This window comes from Staphylococcus borealis (assembly GCF_001224225.1).
Lineage (GTDB): Bacteria > Bacillota > Bacilli > Staphylococcales > Staphylococcaceae > Staphylococcus > Staphylococcus borealis.
This window is the reverse complement of the sequence record NZ_CUEE01000002.1, coordinates 163,917-187,951: the sequence shown is the minus strand read 5'-3', so window position 1 is coordinate 187,951 and position 24,035 is coordinate 163,917. Positions and strand designations below refer to the sequence as shown.

Annotated in this window: 19 protein-coding genes and 1 pseudogene; all 20 read right to left on the bottom strand. The window is 34.8% G+C overall.

What is annotated here, in order from left to right; genetic code table 11:
• Nucleotides 1–77 precede the first annotated feature (77 nt).
• The 20 genes and pseudogenes from carB to ftsA all read right to left on the bottom strand — a co-directional run bounded on the left by carB (nucleotide 78) and on the right by ftsA (nucleotide 23,967).
• Nucleotides 78–3,251, bottom strand: a complete 3,174-nt coding sequence (gene carB, locus AK212_RS03580) for a carbamoyl-phosphate synthase large subunit (RefSeq protein ID WP_053029208.1) — start codon at nucleotides 3,249–3,251, stop codon at nucleotides 78–80.
• Nucleotides 3,244–4,344 (bottom strand): carbamoyl phosphate synthase small subunit, encoded by a 1,101-nt coding sequence (locus tag AK212_RS03575; protein WP_053029207.1) that lies wholly within the window; start codon nucleotides 4,342–4,344, stop codon nucleotides 3,244–3,246. The genes carB and AK212_RS03575 overlap by 8 nt, the downstream gene beginning before the upstream one ends.
• Nucleotides 4,345–5,619, bottom strand: coding sequence for a dihydroorotase (locus AK212_RS03570; RefSeq protein ID WP_053029206.1), 1,275 nt, complete (start codon nucleotides 5,617–5,619; stop codon nucleotides 4,345–4,347).
• Nucleotides 5,620–5,622: 3 nt separating this feature from the next.
• Nucleotides 5,623–6,516 (bottom strand): aspartate carbamoyltransferase catalytic subunit, encoded by an 894-nt coding sequence (locus AK212_RS03565; protein WP_053029205.1) that lies wholly within the window; start codon nucleotides 6,514–6,516, stop codon nucleotides 5,623–5,625.
• A 32-nt stretch (nucleotides 6,517–6,548) separates the two neighbouring features.
• On the bottom strand, nucleotides 6,549–7,859 hold the full coding sequence (locus AK212_RS03560; protein WP_053029204.1) for a uracil-xanthine permease family protein: 1,311 nt from the start codon (nucleotides 7,857–7,859) through the stop codon (nucleotides 6,549–6,551).
• Between the two features lie 227 nt (nucleotides 7,860–8,086).
• Nucleotides 8,087–8,614, bottom strand: a complete 528-nt coding sequence (gene pyrR / locus AK212_RS03555) for a bifunctional pyr operon transcriptional regulator/uracil phosphoribosyltransferase PyrR (protein WP_053029203.1) — start codon at nucleotides 8,612–8,614, stop codon at nucleotides 8,087–8,089.
• Nucleotides 8,615–8,952: 338 nt separating this feature from the next.
• Nucleotides 8,953–9,870: an RluA family pseudouridine synthase gene (locus AK212_RS03550; protein ID WP_053029202.1), complete on the bottom strand. Its 918-nt coding sequence runs from the start codon at nucleotides 9,868–9,870 to the stop codon at nucleotides 8,953–8,955.
• A gap of 11 nt (nucleotides 9,871–9,881) precedes the next feature.
• Complete coding sequence (gene lspA / locus AK212_RS03545) at nucleotides 9,882–10,358, bottom strand: signal peptidase II (protein ID WP_053029201.1); 477 nt, start codon at nucleotides 10,356–10,358, stop codon at nucleotides 9,882–9,884.
• Between the two features lie 115 nt (nucleotides 10,359–10,473).
• Nucleotides 10,474–10,953, bottom strand: coding sequence for a CHAP domain-containing protein (locus AK212_RS03540; protein ID WP_053029200.1), 480 nt, complete (start codon nucleotides 10,951–10,953; stop codon nucleotides 10,474–10,476).
• A 4-nt stretch (nucleotides 10,954–10,957) separates the two neighbouring features.
• The gene (locus tag AK212_RS03535; RefSeq protein ID WP_053029199.1) at nucleotides 10,958–11,752 is read right to left on the bottom strand and encodes a VOC family protein; all 795 of its coding nucleotides are present in this window, start codon (nucleotides 11,750–11,752) and stop codon (nucleotides 10,958–10,960) included.
• Nucleotides 11,753–12,331: 579 nt separating this feature from the next.
• Nucleotides 12,332–13,837, bottom strand: a pseudogene (locus AK212_RS03530) (NmrA family NAD(P)-binding protein).
• A 205-nt stretch (nucleotides 13,838–14,042) separates the two neighbouring features.
• On the bottom strand, nucleotides 14,043–16,793 hold the full coding sequence (ileS, locus tag AK212_RS03525; RefSeq protein ID WP_053029198.1) for an isoleucine--tRNA ligase: 2,751 nt from the start codon (nucleotides 16,791–16,793) through the stop codon (nucleotides 14,043–14,045).
• Between the two features lie 228 nt (nucleotides 16,794–17,021).
• On the bottom strand, nucleotides 17,022–17,720 hold the full coding sequence (locus tag AK212_RS03520; RefSeq protein WP_053029197.1) for a DivIVA domain-containing protein: 699 nt from the start codon (nucleotides 17,718–17,720) through the stop codon (nucleotides 17,022–17,024).
• A gap of 42 nt (nucleotides 17,721–17,762) precedes the next feature.
• The gene (locus tag AK212_RS03515) at nucleotides 17,763–18,560 is read right to left on the bottom strand and encodes a YlmH family RNA-binding protein (RefSeq protein ID WP_080365517.1); all 798 of its coding nucleotides are present in this window, start codon (nucleotides 18,558–18,560) and stop codon (nucleotides 17,763–17,765) included.
• 65 nt (nucleotides 18,561–18,625) lie between these two features.
• Nucleotides 18,626–18,916 carry a YggT family protein gene (locus tag AK212_RS03510; RefSeq protein WP_053029195.1) on the bottom strand — a complete coding sequence of 97 codons (291 nt, stop codon included), beginning with the start codon at nucleotides 18,914–18,916 and terminating at the stop codon, nucleotides 18,626–18,628.
• Between the two features lie 11 nt (nucleotides 18,917–18,927).
• Nucleotides 18,928–19,521 carry a cell division protein SepF gene (locus AK212_RS03505; protein WP_053029194.1) on the bottom strand — a complete coding sequence of 198 codons (594 nt, stop codon included), beginning with the start codon at nucleotides 19,519–19,521 and terminating at the stop codon, nucleotides 18,928–18,930.
• A gap of 11 nt (nucleotides 19,522–19,532) precedes the next feature.
• Complete coding sequence (locus AK212_RS03500) at nucleotides 19,533–20,201, bottom strand: YggS family pyridoxal phosphate-dependent enzyme (protein ID WP_053029193.1); 669 nt, start codon at nucleotides 20,199–20,201, stop codon at nucleotides 19,533–19,535.
• Between the two features lie 97 nt (nucleotides 20,202–20,298).
• The gene (gene pgeF, locus AK212_RS03495) at nucleotides 20,299–21,090 is read right to left on the bottom strand and encodes a peptidoglycan editing factor PgeF (RefSeq protein ID WP_053029192.1); all 792 of its coding nucleotides are present in this window, start codon (nucleotides 21,088–21,090) and stop codon (nucleotides 20,299–20,301) included.
• A gap of 229 nt (nucleotides 21,091–21,319) precedes the next feature.
• Complete coding sequence (gene ftsZ / locus AK212_RS03490; protein ID WP_053029191.1) at nucleotides 21,320–22,501, bottom strand: cell division protein FtsZ; 1,182 nt, start codon at nucleotides 22,499–22,501, stop codon at nucleotides 21,320–21,322.
• A gap of 29 nt (nucleotides 22,502–22,530) precedes the next feature.
• The gene (gene ftsA, locus AK212_RS03485) at nucleotides 22,531–23,967 is read right to left on the bottom strand and encodes a cell division protein FtsA (RefSeq protein ID WP_053029190.1); all 1,437 of its coding nucleotides are present in this window, start codon (nucleotides 23,965–23,967) and stop codon (nucleotides 22,531–22,533) included.
• Between the last annotated feature and the right edge of the window lie 68 nt (nucleotides 23,968–24,035).

Genomic DNA, 24,035 nt, shown 5'->3' with positions numbered 1-24,035 from the left:
AATGAACGACGCGGTCGCAGTCGTCTGACTAAGAAAATCCTGACTCATTACAACCTTGTCGTTTTCGAATTGTAATATTACATCGTTCTTATTGAAAATGTCATACTTTCAATCACATTTGTTAAAGCATTCGCAGTATCTAATGATGTTAAACATGGCACACCATTTTCAACTGTTGTACGACGAATTTGGAAACCGTCTCTCTCTACTTCTTTACCCTTAGTCATGGTATTAATGACAATTTGTACTTCACCATTTTGGATACGTGTTAATAAATCATCATCGCCACCAATTTTACCTACAACTTCAACTGGAATATGATGTTCTTCTAATTTTTGTGCCGTTCCTTGAGTAGCTAAAATCTTATACCCTACCTCATTTAAACGGTGAGCAATTTTTACAATTTCGTCTTTATCTTTATCACTTACTGTCATAAGTACAGTACCATGATCTTTAACTTCTACACCACTACCCGTTAATCCTTTGTAAAGCGCTTTTTCTAAAGTTAGATCTTTACCCATCACTTCACCGGTAGATTTCATTTCTGGTCCTAAAGTCACATCGACATTTTTCAATTTATTAAAACTGAAGACAGGTGCTTTCACATAGACACCTTCTGAATATGGTTGGATGCCTTGCTTATAGCCTAACGCTTTAAGCTGTGTTCCCATTATAGCTTGCATCGCAAGTTGTGCCATTTGAATATCTGTGATTTTACTTAAGAATGGTACAGTTCGACTTGCACGAGGGTTTACTTCTAGTACGTAAACACCATCATGTGCGATCACAAATTGGATATTAATCAAGCCTACGATATTAAGCCCTTTAGCTAATTTAATTGTGTAGTCTTCTAACGTATTAATATCTTCCTGGCTTAAAGTTTGTGGTGGATAAACAGCGATTGAGTCACCACTATGAACACCTGCACGTTCGATGTGTTCCATGATACCAGGAATGATGACTGTTTCACCGTCTGATATCGCATCAACCTCTATCTCCTTACCAGTTAAATATCTATCTACCAATACTGGATGTTCTGGGCTCGCTTTAACAGCTTGTTCCATGTAGTTTTCTAATTCAGCGTCGCTATTCACTATTTCCATAGCACGACCACCGAGTACATATGATGGTCTCACCACAACCGGGTAGCCAATTTCACGGGCATTTTCAAGTGCTTCTTTTGGAGAAGTCGCAGTTTTACCTTTAGGTTGAGGTACATTAATGGTATGCAGTAAGGCTTCGAATTCTTTTCTATCTTCGGCACGATTTAAATCGTCTAAAGACGTTCCTAATATTTGAACCCCATGTTTAGCTAATTTATCCGCTAAGTTAATTGCCGTTTGGCCACCAAATTGCACGACTACGCCTTTAGGTTGTTCTAAATTGATGATATTCATTACATCTTCTTCAGTTAATGGTTCGAAGTATAATTTATCTGATATTGAAAAGTCAGTCGATACTGTTTCAGGATTATTATTCACGATAATTGCTTCGTATCCGGCATTTTGAATTGCCCATACTGCATGTACAGTAGCATAGTCAAATTCCACCCCTTGCCCAATTCGAATTGGACCTGATCCAAGTACCAAGATTTTTTCTTTATCTGTCACGATGGATTCATTCTCAGTCTCATAGGTGCCATAGTAATAGGGTGTTGTTGACTCAAATTCAGCAGCACAAGTGTCAACCATTTTGTATACAGGTTTAATGCCATTTTCTTGGCGCAATTGATAAACTTCTGCTTCAGTCATACCGAATCGATGTGCAATCACTCTGTCACTAAAGCCATAGTCTTTAGCATATTTAAGGTAGTCTAAATCTCCAGGGTGTGCTTTCAACTCATGTTCGATATTAATAATATTTTGGAATTTATTTAAGAAGAAATAATCAATTTGCGTCATATTATGTATTTCTTCAAGCGTCGTACCACGTCTAATTGCTTCACCTATAAAGAAGAGTCTTTCATCATCTTGGTGGCTGATGCGTTCCTTAATATAATCTAAATCAAAACTTTCTCCATTTGGTAAGCCTAAATGGTGTACACCATATTCAAGTGAACGTATTGCTTTCAATAGCGATTCTTCATATGTACGACCAATAGCCATTACTTCACCAGTGGCTTTCATTTGAGTACCTAATTCACGTTCGCCTTTTTCAAATTTATCAAATGGGAATCTCGGTATCTTTGAAATAACGTAATCTAACGTTGGTTCAAAGGCAGCATATGATGTGCCTGTGACAGGGTTAAGCATCTCATCTAATGTTAATCCTACTGCTATTTTTGCCGCTAATTTTGCAATTGGGTATCCAGTTGCTTTAGATGCAAGCGCTGATGATCGTGATACACGTGGATTTACTTCTATAATATAGTAATTGAATGAGTGTGGGTCTAATGCAAGTTGGACGTTACATCCACCTTCAATACCTAATGCTCGAATTACTTTTAAAGATACATCACGTAACATTTGATATTCAACATCTGATAACGTTTGACTCGGCGCTACTACGATAGAGTCTCCAGTATGAATACCAACTGGGTCAATATTTTCCATATTACAAACAACAATTGCATTGTCATTTTTATCTCGCATGACTTCATATTCAATTTCTTTGTAGCCCGCAATAGATTTTTCAATTAAACATTGTGTCGCTGGACTGTAATGTAGCCCATTGCTCACTACTTCTTTTAATTCATCATCATTGTAGCAAATACCACCACCAGTACCTCCCATTGTAAAGGCAGGACGAACAATGAGTGGATAGCCTACTTCGTCTTTAAACGCAAATGCTTGTTCAACAGTATTTACAATATCACTTTCAGGGACAGGTACATTTAAATCATTCATTAATGATCTAAATAATTCTCTATCTTCTGCTTGTTGAATTGACTTTAATTCCGTACCTAGTAATTTCACATTATTTGCTTCAAGTACACCACTATCATGTAATTGAATTGCCATATTCAAACCTGTTTGACCACCTAATGTTGGTAACAGTGCATCAGGCTGTTCTTTACGAATAATACGTGCAATAAAGTCATGTGTTAACGGTTCGATATAAACTTTATCTGCAATTTCTTTATCTGTCATAATCGTTGCTGGGTTAGAGTTGACTAATATGACACGGTAGCCTTCTTCTTTTAAAGCAAGGCACGCTTGAGTACCTGCGTAATCAAATTCTGCAGCTTGTCCAATGATAATTGGACCTGATCCAATAACTAGAATCGTTTGTATATCGTCACGTTTAGGCATTTGCTGTTTGCTCCTTTTCTTTAAATTCTTTCATCATAGCCATAAATTCATCGAATAAATAATTTGAATCGCTTGGGCCTGGTCGTGCTTCAGGATGATATTGCACCGAAAATGCCGGTAATGTCTTATGTCTTAATCCTTCAACCGTACCATCATTTAACGCAATATGTGTCACTTCTAAGTCAGTATGTGCCAATGAATCTTTATCAATAGCGTAACCATGGTTTTGACTTGTGATATCTACTTTTCCAGTTCGTAAATCTTTTACAGGGTGATTTGCACCACGATGACCGAACTTCATTTTAAATGACGTCGCACCTTGAGATAGCGCGAATAATTGATGTCCTAGGCATATACCGAAGAATGGAATTTTGCCTAAAATACCGTTAATCATATCCAATGCAACTTCTACCACATCTGGGTCACCAGGGCCATTAGATAACATCACGCCATCAGGTGACATAGCTAATATCTCTTCAGCCGATGTGTCATAAGGTACTACTGTCACATTGCACCCACGCAAATTTAATTCTCTTACAATGTTTTGCTTTTTACCAAAGTCTAACAAGACGACACTTAAATCAGATCCTGTAGAGACGTATGGTGTTTTAGTAGATACTGTTTCCACTTCATTTCGAGGTAACGTTGTACCTTGTAATGTACTGATTAGTGTGTCAATGTCCTCTCGATTATCAGTGAACCCTGCCTTGAGTACACCATGCTGTCTAATCTTACGAGTAATACTACGTGTATCTACGCCTGAGATACCAGGTATCTTGTATTGTACAAGCACATCGTGTAACGTTTTTTGATTTCTAAAGTTACTTGGATGCGTGCTTGCTTCTTTCACTACTACACCATTTAATGTTGGTGTTAGTGCTTCAAAGTCGTCTCGGTTAATACCGTAATTACCAATTAATGGGTATGTGAATGTAATGATTTGACCAGTATATGAAGGGTCTGAGATTGTTTCTTGGTATCCTGTCATCGCTGTGTTGAATACGATTTCTCCAACTGATAAGTCGTTAGATCCCAATTGATATCCTTCATAATAAGTCCCATCTTCTAATACAAGATAGCGTCGCTCAAGCATTTATTTATCCTCCTTATATTTAACTTCGCCTTCTACCATAGTTAAAATCGGGTTACCATAAACTTTGTAACCAATAAATGGTGTATTATCTGCTTTAGATAAGAAATCTTCACCTTTGATTTCGCGCTCTTCTTCCAGATTAATCATTGTTAAATCAGCTAAGTGTCCTTCTTCCAATTTGCCATATGGTAAATCAAATACTTGTGCTGGTTTAACAGTTAAGTAATCCACTAATTGTTGCAATGTCCAATCTCCATTTTTTACAAAATGCGTATATAGTAATGGGAATGCAGTTTCACTTCCTACAATACCGAAAGGCGCTTTAGTCATCGGTTGTGCTTTCTCTTCTTTCGCATGTGGTGCATGGTCAGTTGCAATACAATCTATCGTTCCATCTAATAACCCCTCTAATAAGGCCTCTCTATCTTCTTTACTTCTTAAAGGTGGATTCATTTTATAAATTGCATTATCACCTGGTACATCATCTTCAGTTAGTAATAAGTGATGTGGTGTAACTTCGGCTGTCACATGAATACCAGCTGCTTTAGCATCACGAATAGCTCTAACACTTTCTTTCGTTGAAACATGACATACATGATAATGACAATTTGCTGCTTCAGCTAGTAGCACATCTCTCGCGATTTGCACCGCTTCACAAATATTTGGAATGCCAGGTATACCTAACGCTTCGCTTCGTTTACCTTGGTGCATTGCACCACCATAAATTAAACTATTATCTTCGCAGTGTGCTACCACAGCTTTATTAACTTTAGCTGCTTGTTGCATTGCTTCATACATCATTGCTGATTCTTGAACACCTACGCCATCGTCTGTGAACGCAAAAGCACCTTGCTTAGCTAGTGCTTCAAAATCAACATGTTCTTTTCCAGCTTGGCGTACGGTTATAGATGCATATGGTAATACACGTACTTGTGCGTTCTCTTCAATTAATTGTTGTAAACGCTCCATATGTTCCACAGTGTCCGGTACTGGACGTGTATTTGGCATTGGACATACAGTTGTAAACCCACCACGAGCTGCAGCTTTCGTACCTGTCTCAATCGTTTCTTTATGTTCTCCACCTGGTTCACGTAAATGAACGTGAACATCAATTAAACCAGGTGCTACAAAATGTCCTTGTGCATCAATTACTTCAACACTTTCATCAACTTCAATATTATTGCTTATTTCTTTAATATGTTGACCGTCAATTAAAATAGATGTTTGCTTAAGTTCACCGTTATCTAAAATTTGAGCATTTTTGATTAATTTCAACGTTTACGCCTCTTTTCCTGATAATAGTTTATTGATTACTGACATTCTTAAATACATGCCATTTGTCATTTGTTTGAAAATTCGTGCCTTAGGCGCTTCCACTAATTCAGAATCAATTTCAACACCTCTATTAACTGGTGCAGGGTGCATAACAATTGCTTTATCTTTCAACTTATTATATCTATCCATTGTTAAACCGTATTGTTCATGGTAATCATTTGCCTCGAAGTTAGCTTCACCCGTTATACCATGACGTTCATGTTGAACACGTAATAACATAACAATGTCTACTTGGTCGATAACATCATCAATTTGCACATATGGTGCATCTAAAGATTCATCAACCCATTCATCTGGACTTGAGAACATCACATTTGCGCCTAGTGATGTTAAGCTTATGAAATTACTTCTTGCTACACGCGAATTTTTAATATCTCCACAGATCAAGATATTCAATCCTTCAAATGACCCATACTCTTCATAAATTGTCATGATATCTAATAAACTTTGTGTAGGGTGTTGACCACTACCATCACCAGCATTTGCAATTGGGATATTAAGATTTTCTAGTTCTTCATAATATGCATTTTGAGAATGTCTTATGACAAGTAAATCAACGCCGATGCTCTCAAGCGTTTTACATGTGTCGTACAGTGATTCTCCTTTTTGTACTGATGATGTACTTGTTTCAAAGTTAACTTCTTTAAGACCTAATTTTTGCTCTGCTACTTCAAAGCTACATTTAGTACGTGTTGAGTTTTCGAAGAATAAATTTGAAACAAACTTTCCTTCAAATTGTGGTAATGGTTGTTTTCCTGATTTGTAATCACAAGCTGTTTGAATTAAATCGTAAATGTCCTCGTTAGATAAATGTTCCATAGATAATAAGTTATTCATAAAGCGCCTCCTGATAAATAATCCTTGTTAAATTAGTTTTTTGATTCCTGTTTTTCTTTTGGCAAAATTAAATTTAAGATAATACCTGAAAGTGCTGCGAGTGCCATACCTTCGATTTGAAGGTTTACACCTAAACCTTTTAAATTGATAAGTAAATTACCAATACCTACAACTAAGATGACTGAAGCAATGACTAGGTTACGGTTGCTTGCGAAATCGATATTGCTCTCAACTAACATTCTCAGTCCGCTTGCTGCAATAATACCGAAGAGCAAGATGGATACGCCGCCCATTACCGGGGTAGGTATTGATGAAATCAACGCTGAGAACTTTCCAATGAATGATAAGACAATCGCGATAACCGCTGCGCCACCAATAACATAAATACTATAAATTTTTGTTATTGCTAGAACACCGATGTTTTCGCCGTATGTTGTACTTGGTGGACCACCAATAATACTTGCGAACATGGTTGACACACCGTCACCGATAATTGAGCGATGTAAACCTGGATCCTCGAAGAAGTTTCTACCTACAATTTTATTGATTACCATTTGGTGACCGATATGCTCACTCACTGTTACGAACACGATTGGTAACATGACGAGTATTAAACCAAGGTGTATCGACGGTACATAATCTTTAAACGGTAAATAGATGTGAGGGAAGTCAATCCAATTTGCTTTCGCAATATTTGAAAAGTTTACTAATCCCATAAAGATTGAAACAATGTAGCCGACGATGATACCAATAAGTACCGGTATCAGTGATAAGAATCCTTTGAAGAACCCTTGGACAATAATGGTTACAAGTAATGTGATAAGTGCTACAACTAAATAGCTTAAGTTGTACCCTTTCATATCACCTGAATTCTCAAACATTGCCATATTGACTGCTGTTGGTGCTAGGCTTAAACCAATCACCATGATTACTGGCCCCACTACTACTGGTGGAAGTAAATGCATTAACCATCCAGTACCACTTATTTTGATTAGAATACCGATGATGACGTACATGACGCCACTAGCGAATAATGCGACCAACATATCACCTAGACTGTGTGTGCTCAAGCCAGTAATAATCGGTGTGATGAATGCGAAGCTTGAGCCTAAATATGCTGGAATCTTTGCTTTAGTAATTAGGATGTAAAGCAATGTTCCTATTCCTGATGCAAGTAAAGCTGCTGATATAGGTAAACCAGTAAGGAATGGTACTAATACAGTAGAACCAAACATTGCAAATAAATGTTGCAAACTCAGTAATGCCCACTGTGCCGGTTGCGGTTTATCCTGTACGTCTAACACCGGCTTAACGGTGCGTTCAAACATTTGTTCATTTTCCATTTTTTTCTTCCTTTCATAAAAAAAGTCTCTTTAACATATAAATGTAAAGAGACTAAAAAATCGTATTTAGTAAGCAGATACGTTTTCATATCCAACGTGATCTGTACATACGTGACAAAGTATTCTGTTTTAGTGAGCGCATTATTACTTATATTGAAACTTTAATACTGACACTCACTATTGAATACTTTACCTTTTTCAGTCTCTCGTACTGATTTAAAAGGCCTTTATTCAATTATAACTGCGTTCTGTGAATCCTTTTCATTTAAGAACACAGAAACGGATTCTTCTTTAGCAGTTGGAATATTTTTTCCTACAAAATCTGCTCTGATAGGCAACTCACGATGTCCTCGATCTACAAGTGCAGCCAATCCAATTTTAATTGGTCGAGAATGTAATAGAATCGCATCTAGTGAAGCTCTAACAGTTCTACCAGTGTAAAGCACATCATCAATAATGATGACGACCTTGTTATTAATATCAGCATCAATATCTATTGCGTCTTGAGTGATTTTCTTGTTAGTAATTTCAATATCATCTCTAAAATGCGTAATATCAATTGTGCCTGTCGGAACTGCTTTTTGTTCAATTTGATTGATTTTGTCTTGAATACGTCGTGCTAAGTATTCGCCTCTCGTTTTGATACCGAGTAACACAAGATTTTCTGTACCTTTATTGTATTCTAGAATTTCGTGCGCCATACGCGTTACAGTACGTTGTATTGCAGCTTCATCCATGATGATACGCTCAGACATTATCTCACCTCTTAATATTAAAAAACCTCATGTCTTTAATCAAAGACATGAGGTTTAATTTATATACGGACATGTACGTTTATACGATACATGATAAAGTCATTCTCATTAAACAATTCATCAATGTGCTCAATGAATCATTTTAAGAAAGTGTATAGAATTATACTCATTGTCTTTGAAGCCTCTCTGGACTTTCGTTTAAAGACATCGTTTTCTTTTTGAACTGTTATTAGCTTAATGCTTTTTGACTTATAAGTCAATGCAAATTTTAAAATTCTCTGTGTTAAATAATCCTTTTTTATTAGATTAAATTCCATTTAGACAATTGAATGATTAACTTATGCTTCTCTTAAACGGATATCTTCTAATAATGTTTCAAATGCTTCAGGTAACTCCGCTTGTCGTTCAATGTATTCATGTGTGACTGGATGTTCAAACCCAATAACCCCTGCGTGTAAAGCTTGACCACCAATATCAAGTGTCTTTCTCGGACCATATTTAGGGTCTCCAACAAGAGGAAATCCTATATACTTCATATGCACACGGATTTGGTGTGTACGCCCTGTCTCTAATTGACACTCAATTAATGTATAATCTTTAAAATGTTCCAACACATTGAAATGTGTCACGGCTTCTTTACCATTATCAACAACATCCATGGATTGTCTATCTTTCTCATTTCTTCCTATTGGCGCATCGATTGTACCGTAATCATGTGGAATGTTTCCATGTACTAATGCAGTATATTTTCGCTTAACAGATTTATCCATTAACTGTTCAACTAAACCACGATGCGCGATATCATTTTTCGCAACCATTAATAACCCTGATGTATCTTTATCAATACGATGTACGATACCAGGACGAATCTCACCATTAATACCAGATAAATCTTTAATTTGATACATTAATCCATTAACCAGTGTACCTGAATAATGACCTGGTGAAGGGTGAACTACCATACCTTTAGGTTTATATACAATCGCAACATCTTCATCTTCATAATAAATATCTAAGTTTAAATTTTCCGGCTGAATATCAGCTTCAACGACTTCCTTTTCAGTAACGATAATACTGTCATTTAATTTAACTTTATAATTAGATTTAATCACTTTGTCATTTACTGTTACTAAATCTTCTTTAATCCAATCTTGTATTTGACTTCTTGACCAATCATTGTTGAATTCGGGTAATAATTTATCAATACGCTGTCCAACATAAGCTTGGTCTTCTATTTTAAATTCATGTGTTTTCAAATTACAGCCTCCTATTCTTTCGAATTTGCATCTTTAAGTAAGGCAATGATGATGAATAATACACCTATTGTTAGACTAGAATCCGCAACATTAAATATTGGAAAATCATATCCGAAAATAGTCGTATCAACAAAATCAACTACTTCACCATTTACTAATCGATCAATAAAGTTACCTAATGCGCCTGCAAATAATAAACTAATTGCAACTTGCATAAACAGATTATACTTTGCTTCTTTAATATAAAATAATACAAGTACGACGAGAATTATAAGCGTAATAATATAAAAGAATCCCATTTTACCACTTAATATTCCCCACGCCGCACCGTCATTTCTATGTGATGTTATATTTAAAAAATTGGGAATAACTTCATACGAATCACCAATATTCATTGTTGTAGCTATTATGCGTTTAGTTACTTGATCAATGATTAATATTGTAATTGCTACGATTAAAGATATCGTTATATAATATTTCTTTTTCATTCACGTGCCTCCATTCACACACTACACTTTGACAACACTCTACATTATAGCTTACTCCCATACATAAAAAAAGCTACAGTTACAAATAACTCATGAGAGGTGTAACTGTAGTTCACTATGCTGTTTCATTTTTATTTTCCTTTGGGTGAATATAATTAAATTCGTCTACTTGATTGTCATGAACTGTTCTTTTAGTCACTTCATACGGTTTATTATAGTTCATATCAAATACTGTTAGCGACCCATCCTGGTGAACTTTATCTATATATGCTACATGACCATATTGACCTTTAGGATATTGCAAAATTGCGCCAACACTAGGTTCATTATTTACTGTATATCCTTCTTCATCAGCTTTTGCAGCCCAATACTTAGCATCGCCCCATTTATTGCTAATGATATTACCATCTTGTCGTATTCTGTCAAACACGTAATACGTACACTGCCCCTTAGCATATAAATTGAATTTCATTGGATTCTTTTCCCAAAAATGAATTGTAGGTTGTGTCATATCTTGATTATCAATACCATCATATATTGCTCCAACAGTGAAAAGTGCACTACCTAATAACATTATAGCTATAAATTTCTTCATTTAATCACACTACTTCTATAAAATTAAATCTAAATTGAAGTCCGTCTGGACCATTTACATCGATATGCGTTGTTTCTGGATAATAATAATCAATTAATGCGAGACCATATGTGATAGGATTCATAACGCGCTTCGTACTTGATAACCATTGATTAATTGCTAAATGATGATGATATTGATTTGAAGACATATAGAGTGAAAATTTATCTAAATATGCAGATGTTTCAAGTCCAAAATAGTTTAAATAATATGATTTGACTTCAGACATACGTATCGATTTAAGAGATACATTTCCAATTTTAGTTCCTTTAGGAATGCCTTGCCAAGTTTGATCTGTTACATGCGTTAATAATCGTGGAACATTAATTGCTTCAACATCCAATTTCACATATTCATTATCGTACACCCAGTCATCTATATCGTGATCGACATAAAACTTAAATGCATTTCCCTCTGGATCTTCAATAAAAAGAGAAGTACAGACACTTTGTTCTCCACCATTTACTGGAATTTCAAAATCTGTCATTTGTACAAGTAAATCTGCTAAATCTTCTATATTAGGAAGCAAAATACCTATATAAAATAATCCGGCTTCAGATAATAGCGGTTCCCTACCATTTACAATTTCTTTTAAAGTTATAAAATGATTAGATTGACCAATCTCATATTGGACAGATTGGTGTGTTTCGGTAATCACTTCAAATCCTAATACCGTTTCATAAAATGGTCTTAAATTAGCTAAATTTCTCACATTTAATGTTATACCATTTACGAAATGTGCATGCTTGGAATGAAACATTGTGGCCTCCTAATATGACTGTAAATCAACTGCATCATTTTTATCGGATGCATTAATCACTTAGATGAAAATAATACTTTTTATTTTACCTTAAAATCTATCAAATTTTATCAGTCTTTGTATGTATATTACAATTTATGTTTTTTTAGTTCGCCCTTCTAAATATGGACTTCAAGATAAAGTATTTACATTTTACTTAGTTTACTTTTTTAAATTATGCTAATGAATTAAAAAGAGGCTAGGACATAAATAATATAATGAAGCTATTTTGCGAATTCGCAGTAGCGGACTGAACTGAGAAGGCACTTAAATCAAGCTTTTCTCAATTCCAGTCATCCTTGCGGAGGTGAGCGGGGCCCCAGCACAAAAAATCACGAAAGTGATTTTACAAGCTAAGCAAGTTGGGGTCGGGGCCCCAGCAGAGAGAATTTCATTAAGAAATTCCACAAGCAAAGAAGCTGGGAGCGGACGACGAATTTAAAAGAATTCTGTTCCACTCCCTTTTCAACTATATCAGCGCTATAACTCGGACGTTCTTTTAAAACAAATTAACGTATGCATTATATCTTTATGGATGATTTATGCTTTAATCAGATGATATATTTTTGATCCTACATAAGCACCCACAATCGCACCTGTAGTCATCGCAATAGTACTGAATAGCTGATTATTGTGTGATGACGCTTGTTTATCTTCTTCAGCAAGTTTATTCATATGATTAACAAATAATTCCATAACTGTTTTATGAATATTGGCTTGTGTATATTTATAAACTACCCAAGGCAATGTCGGCTCATATTCTTGTAACGCAACGATTGCTTCATTCGTATCTAAAATACGTCTAAATTCAAATCGAGCATTTCCACCATTATTGGATAATGCTAAATTACCACCTACGATTTTGTAAACAATCATATCCTCAGAAGAATCTTCCATATCACGTTCCATTTTTAAGATAAATTGATTCATAAACGGCAGTGTAATATCAAATTTATTTTCATTTATAGTGCCATTGATTAAATGTAACGTAATATTGTTAATAAACGTTGCATATGTTTTAGCCACATCTTCCATTGAATAATTGGCCGGAATACTAAAACGTGATATTGCTCTTACATCTTTGATGCTTTCTTTTTTACTTTTACTTGATGATTTTTTGTTTTTATTTTGTTTTTGATTCATTTTATTTTCTTCATTTAGCGCTTGTTCTACACTTTCTTCATATGACATCTTACCAATAGATATATCAGGATGTGTGCGTTCTGGTTGTGGAATCATATCATGAACTAAACTATTCATAAGTGGGTAAACCATCTCTTTAGGCACCTGTGAAATAAGTTGTACTCAATATCGACTAACCCAAATAGGGATAATTGGTAAGTCAACGATTGGTAAACGTTTATTTAACACTACTGCCGTGCGTTGTATTAATTCCTTATAATTCATAATTTCTGGACCTGTAATATCAAAAGCCTCATTATGTTGTGGTGTACGTTCGACTAATAGTGCGAGTTTATCAATAACATCGTTGATTGAAACGGGCGCAATCATATTATATGCCCAACTAGGTAAGACCATTCCGGGTAAACGTTCAACCAAACGTTTTAAAATCGGGTAAGAGCTTCCCTTTGCCCCAATAATTAAACCTGCTCGCAATGTGCTAACCGGTATGCCATAAGACCCAAGAATTTTCTCACATTCTAAACGACTACGTAAATGCGCCGACAGCTTGTCTTCATTGGGAATTAAACCACTCATAAAAACAATATGTTTTACGCCTTGTTTTTTAGCAGCTCTCGCAAAATTATCCGCTAATAAGGCATCCATATCTTCAAAATTTGCTTGCGTCAATTTTGCATTAGGCATCATAGAATGAACAAGGTAAATTGCAGTATCTACCCCTTCCATAACCTCTGTGATTTCATCTAAATCAAATAAATCAGCAGCTTTCCAAGTGACATTCTGTTCATTTTCTTTATTTTTAATATTTCGTGAAATTGCGATAATTTCGTAATTCTCTTTTAATTGCGCTTTCAAGTGTCCACCAATATAGCCAGATGCACCTGTTAATAAAATTTTACTCATCGTTCCACCTCTGTTTATTAGAAATTCGCTCTGTCATTTAACTATGAATATATCTTTCTAAATAACCTTAAATCATAAAGTGAAACATTGTATATTATTATTCTTTTTATGTATAAATTATATTGTAATTATTAAAAAGAAGCAGGACAATGAAATAAATTTTAGAAAATATATTTCTGTCCAGCTCCTTTTTGCTCACATACTATTAAATTAACGTTTTAACTACTTGTTGGCATCGTGGGCATAAGTGTTCTAATTCACCTACTGCGCCTAATGCTTCAGTGTAGTTCCAACATCTTTCACATTTTTCGCCTTCAGCATGGTCAATTCTGATATCACCATGTTGGTAAGTCTCTGCATTGTCCACAGCATCTGTAACTTCAACTTGTGAAACTATGAATAATTGTTGTAAATCTTCAAATTGTTGTAAGAACTCTGCAGCGTTAAAGTTGTCGTTATTACCAATAACAACTTTTGCTTCGAGTGATTTACCGATTACTTTATTGTTACGTGCTACTTCTAATGCTCGGTTAACATCATCACGTAATGCCATTAATTGATTCCATTTATCAAGTAATGCTTGATCAACTTCAACTACTTTAGGCATATCAGCTAAATGAACACTTTCTTCTTTCACATGTGGTGTGTGTGTCCAAACTTCTTCAGCTGTGTGGACTAAAATAGGTGCTAATAATTTCGTCATATCAACTAAGATTTGGTATAACACTGTTTGCATACTGCGACGTTTATGCGCATTTTTCTCTTCGATATAAAGGATATCTTTACCATAATCTAAATAGAAGTTACTTAATTCAACATTAATAAAGTTTTGAACTTCTTGATAAATATTTAAATAATCAAAGTTATCATAATGGTTAATTGTGCTTGCAGTGAATTCACGTAAACGGTTTAATAAGTAACGGTCTACTTCTAATAATTCAGATTCAGGAATTGCATCTGTTTCCGGATTGAAATCGTTAATATTACCTAACATGAATCTTAATGTATTTCTAATTTTACGATAAACATCAGATGTTTGTTTTAAGATTTCATCAGAAATACGAACGTCAGCTAAGTAATCCGTACTACTAACCCATAATCGTGCGATATCAGCACCTTTTTGTTTTACAACTTGGTCTGGAACAATAACATTACCAAGTGATTTACTCATTTTCTTACCTTCACCGTCCATTACAAAACCGTGAGATAATAAGAATTTATATGGTGCTTGTCCTCTTGTTGCCACAGCAGTAGTAATTGAAGAGTTAAACCAACCACGATATTGGTCACTACCTTCAAAGTATAAATCTGCAGGGAAACTTAATTCTGGACGATTTTCTAATACACCACGGTGTGATGAACCTGAGTCAAACCAAACATCCATGATATCCATTTCTTTTGTAAACGTACCATTTGGACTACCAGGATGTGTAAATCCTTCAGGTAATAAGTCTTTCGCTTCTTTTTCAAACCAAATATTTGAGCCATGTTCTTCAAATAAATCTGCTACATGGTTAACCGTTTCTTTAGTCATGATAATATCGCCGTTTTCAGCATAAAATACTGGTAATGGTACACCCCATACACGTTGACGAGAAATAACCCATTCTCCGCGATCACGAATCATATTATAGATACGTGTTTTACCCCAATCTACTTTGAAGTCTGTGTCTTCAATTGCATCTAAGATATCTTGTCTTACCTTATTGATTGAAGCAAACCATTGTGGTGTTGCACGGAAAATAACTGGTTTCTTAGTACGCCAATCATGAGGGTAACTATGTGTAATAAAGTTAAGTTTTAATAAAGCATCTTTTTCAGTTAATAAATCAGTAACTGCTTTGTTAGCTTTATCGTAAAACATACCTTCAAATTGTCCGCCTTCTTCAGTGAACACACCTTTATCATTTAAAGGACTAATTACTGGTAAATCATATTTTTGTCCAACGATATAGTCATCTTCCCCGTGACCAGGAGCGGTATGAACACAACCTGTACCTGCATCAGTTGTAACATGGTTACCGTTAATTACAAGTGATACACGATCTAAGAATGGGTGTTGGGCTTCAACGTACTCTAATTCTTTACCTGTAAATTCTTTTTCTAATTGAATTGCTTCTTTATCCCATTCTAATGCTTCTGCTACATTTTCAGATAAAGCTTGTGCAATGATATATTTCTTACCATTCACGTTATATTGACCATATTTAAGTTCAGGATGAACAGTAATCGCAACGTTTGATGGAATAGTCCATGGTGTAGTTGTCCAAATAATAAATTGTGCATCTTCATCTACAATACCTTTTGAATCTTTTACATCAAACGCAACATAAATTGATGCTGAACGTTTATCATGGTATTCAATTTCCGCTTCAGCTAAAGATGATTCACTTGAAGGTGACCAATAAACAGGTTTTTTACCTTTATAAATTAAACCCTTATCAGCCATTTCACCGAATAAACGAATTTGTGCCGCTTCATATTCTGGTTTCAAAGTGATGTATGGATCATTGAAGTCACCACGCACACCAAGACGTTTAAAGTCTTTCTTTTGTAATTCAATTTGTTCTAATGCAAATTCTTTACATTTTTCTCTAAATTCGGCAATTGACATTTTTTTACGATCAACGCCTTTTTTAGTTAAAGCTTGTTCAATTGGTAAACCGTGCGTATCCCAACCTGGAACATATGGTGCATAAAATCCTTGCATCGTTTTATAGCGAACGATGATATCTTTAATGATTTTATTTAATGCATGTCCCATGTGTAAATTACCATTTGCATACGGTGGACCATCATGTAGGATATAAGATTGGTTACCTTTATTTTTTTCTAGTGCTTTTTGGTATTGGTTGTTAGCTTCCCATTGTTCTTGGATTTGAGGTTCTTTATTTGGCAATCCACCACGCATTGGAAAGTCAGTCTTTGGCATTAATAAAGTATCTTTATAGTTCATAATTGTTTTCACTCCTTAAATGTAAAAAAGAACTCTAAGTTCAATTAAAAAGGGACGGAATGACCGCGGTACCACCCTTGTTAACTCAACTTAGAGTTCTCTCATATATATCGTATTACTTTGTCTAAGTCAGTGATATAAGAGATAGACTTTTATTAGGCTTTCACCGACCCTAATTCGCTGTAAAAAGTTGATTATCTCCTACGTGTCTGTCTTATTTGATAACATTTATTTATTTGTATTTGATGTTGATTCGCTTTGACTCACACTTGCCTCTGAAGCAACAGGTTCACTTGTACTAGTAGCGTCGCTTGTACTTAGTGAATCGGTTGATTGGCTATCACTTTCGCTCGTAACCGTACTTTCAGATTGCTGAGCCTGAGCGTTAAGTTGTTCCTCAGGTGTAATATCTTGACTATTTAAATGTTGAAAATTTTCTTGCGTAACTTGTTCTGCATCGATATCGTAGTTTAGTAAATAATCCCAATCATCATTTTTAAGTAAATCTAATTGAGCTTCCACTAACATACGGAAACGAGATCTAAAGATTTTAGATTGACGTTTCATATCTTCCGTTTGGAATGATAAATGACGCGCTTTCTCAATAGCATCATTTACGATTAAGTCTGCTTGTGCCTGTGCTTTACTAATCACAGCTTCCGCTTCTTTATTTGCTGCTTGTTTTGTTTCTTCACCAGCTTGTTGTGCTTGAACAAGTGCATCGCTAACTGATTGATGTACTTGTTGATAAGATTTAATATTAGTATCTCTCTCTTCAATTACTTTTTCAAGTTGTTTTTTTTCATCTTTTAATCGTTCAATTTCATGACTTAATTGATTTAAATAATCACTTACTTCAGCTGGTTCAAGACCATTTTTCACTTTTGTAAATTCTTTATTTTTTATTTCACTAGGTGTAAAAGGCATCCTACATCCTCCTTAAATCAATTTTAAATTGACTTCTATTTATTACTTAAACAATGTTCGATAATTAATGTGTATTTTGTCTTTTTTAGTTCTACCACCTATATCAGTAATTTGGGCTCTTCCAAATCCTTGAATAGATAATAAATCATTGTTTTGTATTTGAAAATCTGGTGAATCAATAATAGTATGATTTACTTTGACACGTTTCTTTTCAATTAATTGTTTCGCAATTGATCTAGATTTGTGAATCATTTCTTTTACGACGACATCTAATCTCAATGCGCTTACAGTACTTCCTTGAATTTTCCAATTCTCTACTGATTGTATCATATCTTTAAATGGAATAGAATTAAGTTTAACTGTAGCACCTTTTATCTTTGTTAATTCCAACATAATATATGATTCTAGTTGCTTTGTCAAAACAAATTGAATACGTTCTCCTACAATGATATCTCCGACTTGTTCTCTTTCAATTCCTAGTGACATGAGTGTGCCTAACACATGCTGGTGTTGAAGATGAACAAACTTTTCAGGGTAATTAATCTGAATTAATACTTCTTCAAAATCGTCTTCCTCCGGATCAAAATAACTCGGTGCTATTATTCCTCTTCTTCTTTCAGCGTTATTTCCACCAAAAAATGTCACATGCATATCTTCATAACTGCCTGTGATAACTTCAAGAATATATTGCCCTCTCGGATCAAGAAAGTTTGTCAAAATAGGTGCATACTGCTGTTCGACCTGATCACACTTATCTATTAATTGATCGATTAGCACTTGCTCTTCATCTCTAAAATGTTGATAAATATCGATTACTGTTACACCTCTCTTATATCTAATTCAAATGATAAAAGAGGTTGAAACAAACATTTGTATTGTCTCAGCCTCTTTAACTTCATTAATTATTACACTAAATAAATAAGTATCATATCAAAAATACTTCTTAACCCAGCTTGGAATAATACAAGTACAAACAAAGCTACAAGTGAAGAAATGTCAATCATTCCAATTGGTGGGATAATCTTTCTAAATGGTTCTAAAAATGGTTCATATAATTTACCTAGTATTTGGCCTAATTTAGATTCTCTAACACTTGGTACCCAAGATGTAAAGAAATATATAATCATTCCAAAATAATATATTTGTACTAGAAATATTATAAAATTAAAAATAGTAGCTAATAAACCTACATCCATATAATGTCTCCTTATTCGTAGTGCTGCGTTTCCATTTGTTCAATGTGGTCTGTGATACTTCCCGCAACTTCCACGTTATCAGGTGTACAAAGGAATATGTCAGTACCTACACGTTGAATATCCCCACCAATCGCATAAACTGTACCACTTAAGAAATCAATAATACGTTTAGCTGAAATTTTGTCAATGCGTTGTAAATTAACTAATGTAGCGCGACGGTTTTTTAATTCATCAGCGATATCTTGCGTATCAGAAAATACACGTGGCTCAAATAAGCACATTTTTGAACTTTCATTGCCACTGTAGCTTTGTGACGATTGATTCATCGTCACAACATTTTTACTGTTTGACTTTGATGGTGGTTGATTCATACGCACATTCCTTTCTTCTGAGTTATAATTTCTTGATGTTTTCTTTTGCGGTACGCTCTTTAATTTACTTTGATTGCTATATGAACGTTCAGATTGTTGTGGTTGATTCTGCTGAACATGATTTGTTTCTGTTTCTTCATTCTGAACTACACGACGTTGTCGCTCTTCAGGGCTTTCTACTTCCTCTTCATCATCCATTAGAAAAAAATTATTAAATAAATCTTTAATAGCCACGGGGCTCACTCCTATTCTCCAACAAGTTTAGTCCCTATTCTTATAAATGAGGCACCTTCTTCTACAGCAATTGCATAGTCATTACTCATTCCCATAGATAAATAATCACATGGTGCATAATCTAATTTAAGGTTTTTAATTTCATCTCGTTTTAATCGTAATTGTTTAAATAACTGACGAATATAAGCTGTATCATCTGTATAGGGTGCCATAGTCATTAATCCGACAATTTTAATGTTGTCATATTGTTTCATTTGTTCTATGAAGTGATTAACTTCATTCAAAGCAATACCATGTTTAGATTCTTCACCTGAGACATTAACTTGTACGAAGCAGGCAATCTCATGATCAGCTCGTTTATTAATTTCCTTAGCTAGACTAAGTCGATCTAATGCATGCAGGTAATCAATGTCGTTAATTACTTCTTTTACTTTTCTAGATTGTAAAGAACCTATAAAATGCATCGTAACATCGTCAGGTAACGCAGATTTCTTCTCTAAAAAGCCTTCTAATCTGTTTTCACCAAAATGTCTTAGCCCAGCATCATAAGCTTCTTTAGCACGGTCTATTGTAACATATTTTGTCACTGCAATCACGTTTGGCAAGGAACTTGCTTCACTATTTTCAAAGTGTGCTTGAATTTCACTTTCAATATTTTTTAAATTATCTTTTACGTCCATATTCTACCCAACCTCTTCAACATTTGTTAAGTACAATGATTATTAATATTGACTTTCACATATCTATTGTATTACGACAATCAATACTTTAAACAGCTTATTTTTGTCCTATAAATGCCAACATTCTTCCTGTTTGGCCCTTTTCAATGCGATATGAAAAGAAAAGAGACAAATCTTCTGATGTAGCATAATCAGTAATATATATATTGTCCATTGGCACACCATAATGATGAAGTAATAATGCATTAGCACGCTTTAAGTCAATGCCATGTCTATTTTCTCCACGTGTCTCAATATATGACTCTACATTAATTGGTAACGTTTCAAACTTCGATTTAATATCATCATTAATTTCATACGTCGTTGATGTCGATGGTCCTATCACTATATTTAAATCTTTTAGATCAAAATCAATTTGTTTTAACATTTCATTAACGATTTGGCCATAAGTACCTCGCCATCCTGCATGTGCTAAACCTATATAGTGGTGTTTCTCACTGTAAAAGTAAACGGGTACACAGTCTGCATAACACATAGTTAATAACGTATCAGATTCATATGTATACATCCCGTCGATACCATATAGTTCATCTGTTAAACTATCAATGTTAGTCCCACGATGACTTTGTGTAATCTCAATCACACGATTTTCATGTGTTTGAATCGGGAATACCCAATGCGCGCTTTCAAATCCAATTGCATCCGCCAATATTTCTTGATGTTTCGTAATATTTTCAGGTTCATCATCCACATATCTGGCCATATTAAATGACGCTTCAGGATATAGGCTATAGCCACCCTCTCTTGTAGTGAATCCCAAATTTACACGCATCAAGTCTTTAGATTCATAATTTAAGTAATGGGGATACTTCACAAACTTCTCTGACACGAAATCAAACCACCTTAATTTAATGTTTTATATTTATCGATTTAAAAAGCCTTACTCTAAAATTGAATATAATTATATTATATAACAATCTTCACTTTACTTGAAAGTAAATAAAAAGGGAGCGAACATGAATCCACAAGTGAATTCGTCGTTCTACTCCCTTTTAGGAATGATTAAGACGATAAACACACTTAATCATACAACGAAATATAGTCTAAACTTATTTGAATTAACGTCTAGTTCTTCTAGAACGTCTTTCTTCTCTATTTCTGATGAAGCTAGGAATGTCGTCATCTTTAGTAGTATGACTTCTTTCAGATACGCTTTCAGAAGAACGCGTGCTTGATGAACTTTGAGAGAATGATTCTTCTCTAGGTGTACTTGCTTGAGATGACGTACCTGAAGTTGCACTTGATCCGAAACCTGTGCTTGAAGCTTTACGTCCTTGTGAAGTTGGTTTATCTTCAAAGCCTGTTGCAATTACAGTAACTACGATTTCATCTTGTAATTCAGGATTGATAACTGTACCAAAGATCATATTCACATCTTCATCTGCTGCATCTTGTACGATGTCAGCTGCTTCTTGCGCTTCGAATAATGAAAGTGATTCTCCACCAGTGATGTTCATTAACACACCTTGAGCACCAACGATTGAAGTTTCAAGTAATGGTGATGAAATAGCTTTTTTAGCTGCTTCAACTGCTCTGTTTTCACCAGAAGATACACCAATACCCATTAATGCTGAACCTTGGTTAGACATGATTGTCTTAACGTCAGCAAAGTCTAAGTTTACTTCACCTGATACAGCAATTAAGTCAGAGATACCTTGAACACCTTGGCGTAATACGTTATCTGCTTCTTTAAATGCTTCCATCATAGGTGTTGATTTGTCAACGATGTCTAATAAACGGTCGTTAGGGATAACGATTAATGTATCTACAGCTGCTTTCATAGCTTCAACACCAGCAGCTGCTTGTGTTGAACGTTTACGTCCTTCAAATCCGAATGGACGCGTTACAACACCTACAGTTAATGCTCCCATTTCTTTAGCAATCTTAGCTACTACTGGTGCAGCACCTGTACCAGTACCGCCACCCATACCAGCAGTTACGAATACCATATCTGCACCTTGGATAGCATCTTCAATTTGTTCACGAGATTCTTCAGCTGCTTTTTTACCAATTTCTGGGTTAGCACCTGCACCAAGTCCACGTGTTAATTTCTCACCAATTTGGATTTTAGATTCTGCTTTAGATAAGTTTAAAGCTTGTCCATCTGTGTTAATTGCAATAAATTCCACATTATTCATACCATGGTCGATCATACGGTTAACAGCGTTGTTACCGCCACCACCTACACCGATGACTTTTAATGTCGCTAAATGATTAAATCCTTGTTCAAATTCTAACATTTATATTTCCTCCTAGTCTTAATGGCCCATCATTCAAATAGAGATTTCATAAGTTTTTTAAATTTACCCTCTTCTTTTTGAGGTTTTTCTTGATCATCATCATAATGTTCTGTCGTATCGTGATGAGTTTCATGGCTTTCATACTTATCATCATTGTCTACTTTTTCTGCTCTTTCATGTGGTTCGTTGTAGTCTTCTTCATAAGTATCTTCATTTTTATTTGACTTACGTTTAAACCAGTCAAATCCACCAGATTTAGAAGTATGTTCTTTTTCGTTATCTTCAATAACTTCTTCTTCAAATTCATCATTATCTTGATAACTCATTGTAACATAATCTAGCAGTTCATCAAAAGTGATGCTACTAGATATAGTAGAAATCGCTGATGTGAATTCTGGTTTTCTGATACCCATTTGTGATGGTGTATGAATTCTGATTTTTTCATTTACCATCGTATTGAGTAATTCTTTAACGCCTAATAAGTTTGAAGAACCACCTGTTACAATGAAACCACCGTTTACTCGTGTTAGACCTAAGTCAACTAATACATCAAATACCTCATTAAAGATATCTTGCATTGTTCTCTCAATTACTGCACTTAAGTCTTTTTGAGTATATTCTACTAATTCATCACTATCTACTTGGTCAACGCTGAATACATCTTGTTCTGATGCTGAATTAGCAAAAGCATGACCATACTGATGTTTAATCTTTTCAGCTGTTTCATATGTAGTATTTAATTCTTCAGCAATATCATCAGTAATATCGCGCCCTGCTAATTCAATTGAATCAGCATCTACTAATTCGCCACGTTCATAAAAGGCTATTTGTGTTAAATCTTCACCAATGTCAATAACACACGCGCCTAATTCTTTTTCAGTGGCAGTAAGAATTGAACCATAGTTATATGCATCTGAATAAACATCTAAAACGTCTACACCACATGATTCTACACATTTAATCATGTTGATTAAAATAGATTTGTGAATTGCAATAACCCCAGCTTCAACTCTTAATGAGTGTCTAGCAATTAATTCTTTAGGGTCTGATACTTCGTTATCCCCATCTACTATAAAACGAATCGGGAAAACATCAATGACATCAGTATCCGCTACATCATTTTTTTGACGAATACCTTCTAGCACTTCTTCAATATGTGTGCCGTTTATTTCAGTATCTTCATAAAAATCAATTTCATTTGCTTCATCGTATACTTCTGTACCTATGATAGGTAATTTTAAGAAAACTTCTTTAATGTCTACACCTGATGCGATAGAAGCTTTTTTAATTGTATCTTTAACTGCTTGTTTAGCAATGTCAAAATCATCAATTAATCCATTCTTAATACCGCTAGTGTAGGTTTGTCCTGTACCTATCACATTGATACCATTGTGAAATTTCTCGCCTACTATTGTTTTTACACTTGATGAACCAATATCTATGCTTACATAGTAATGTTCCTCCATAGATAGGCACCTCCTGACAAATTACTATTAAAATACACTATGTTTAGTTTACAATACGTCGAAAGGCT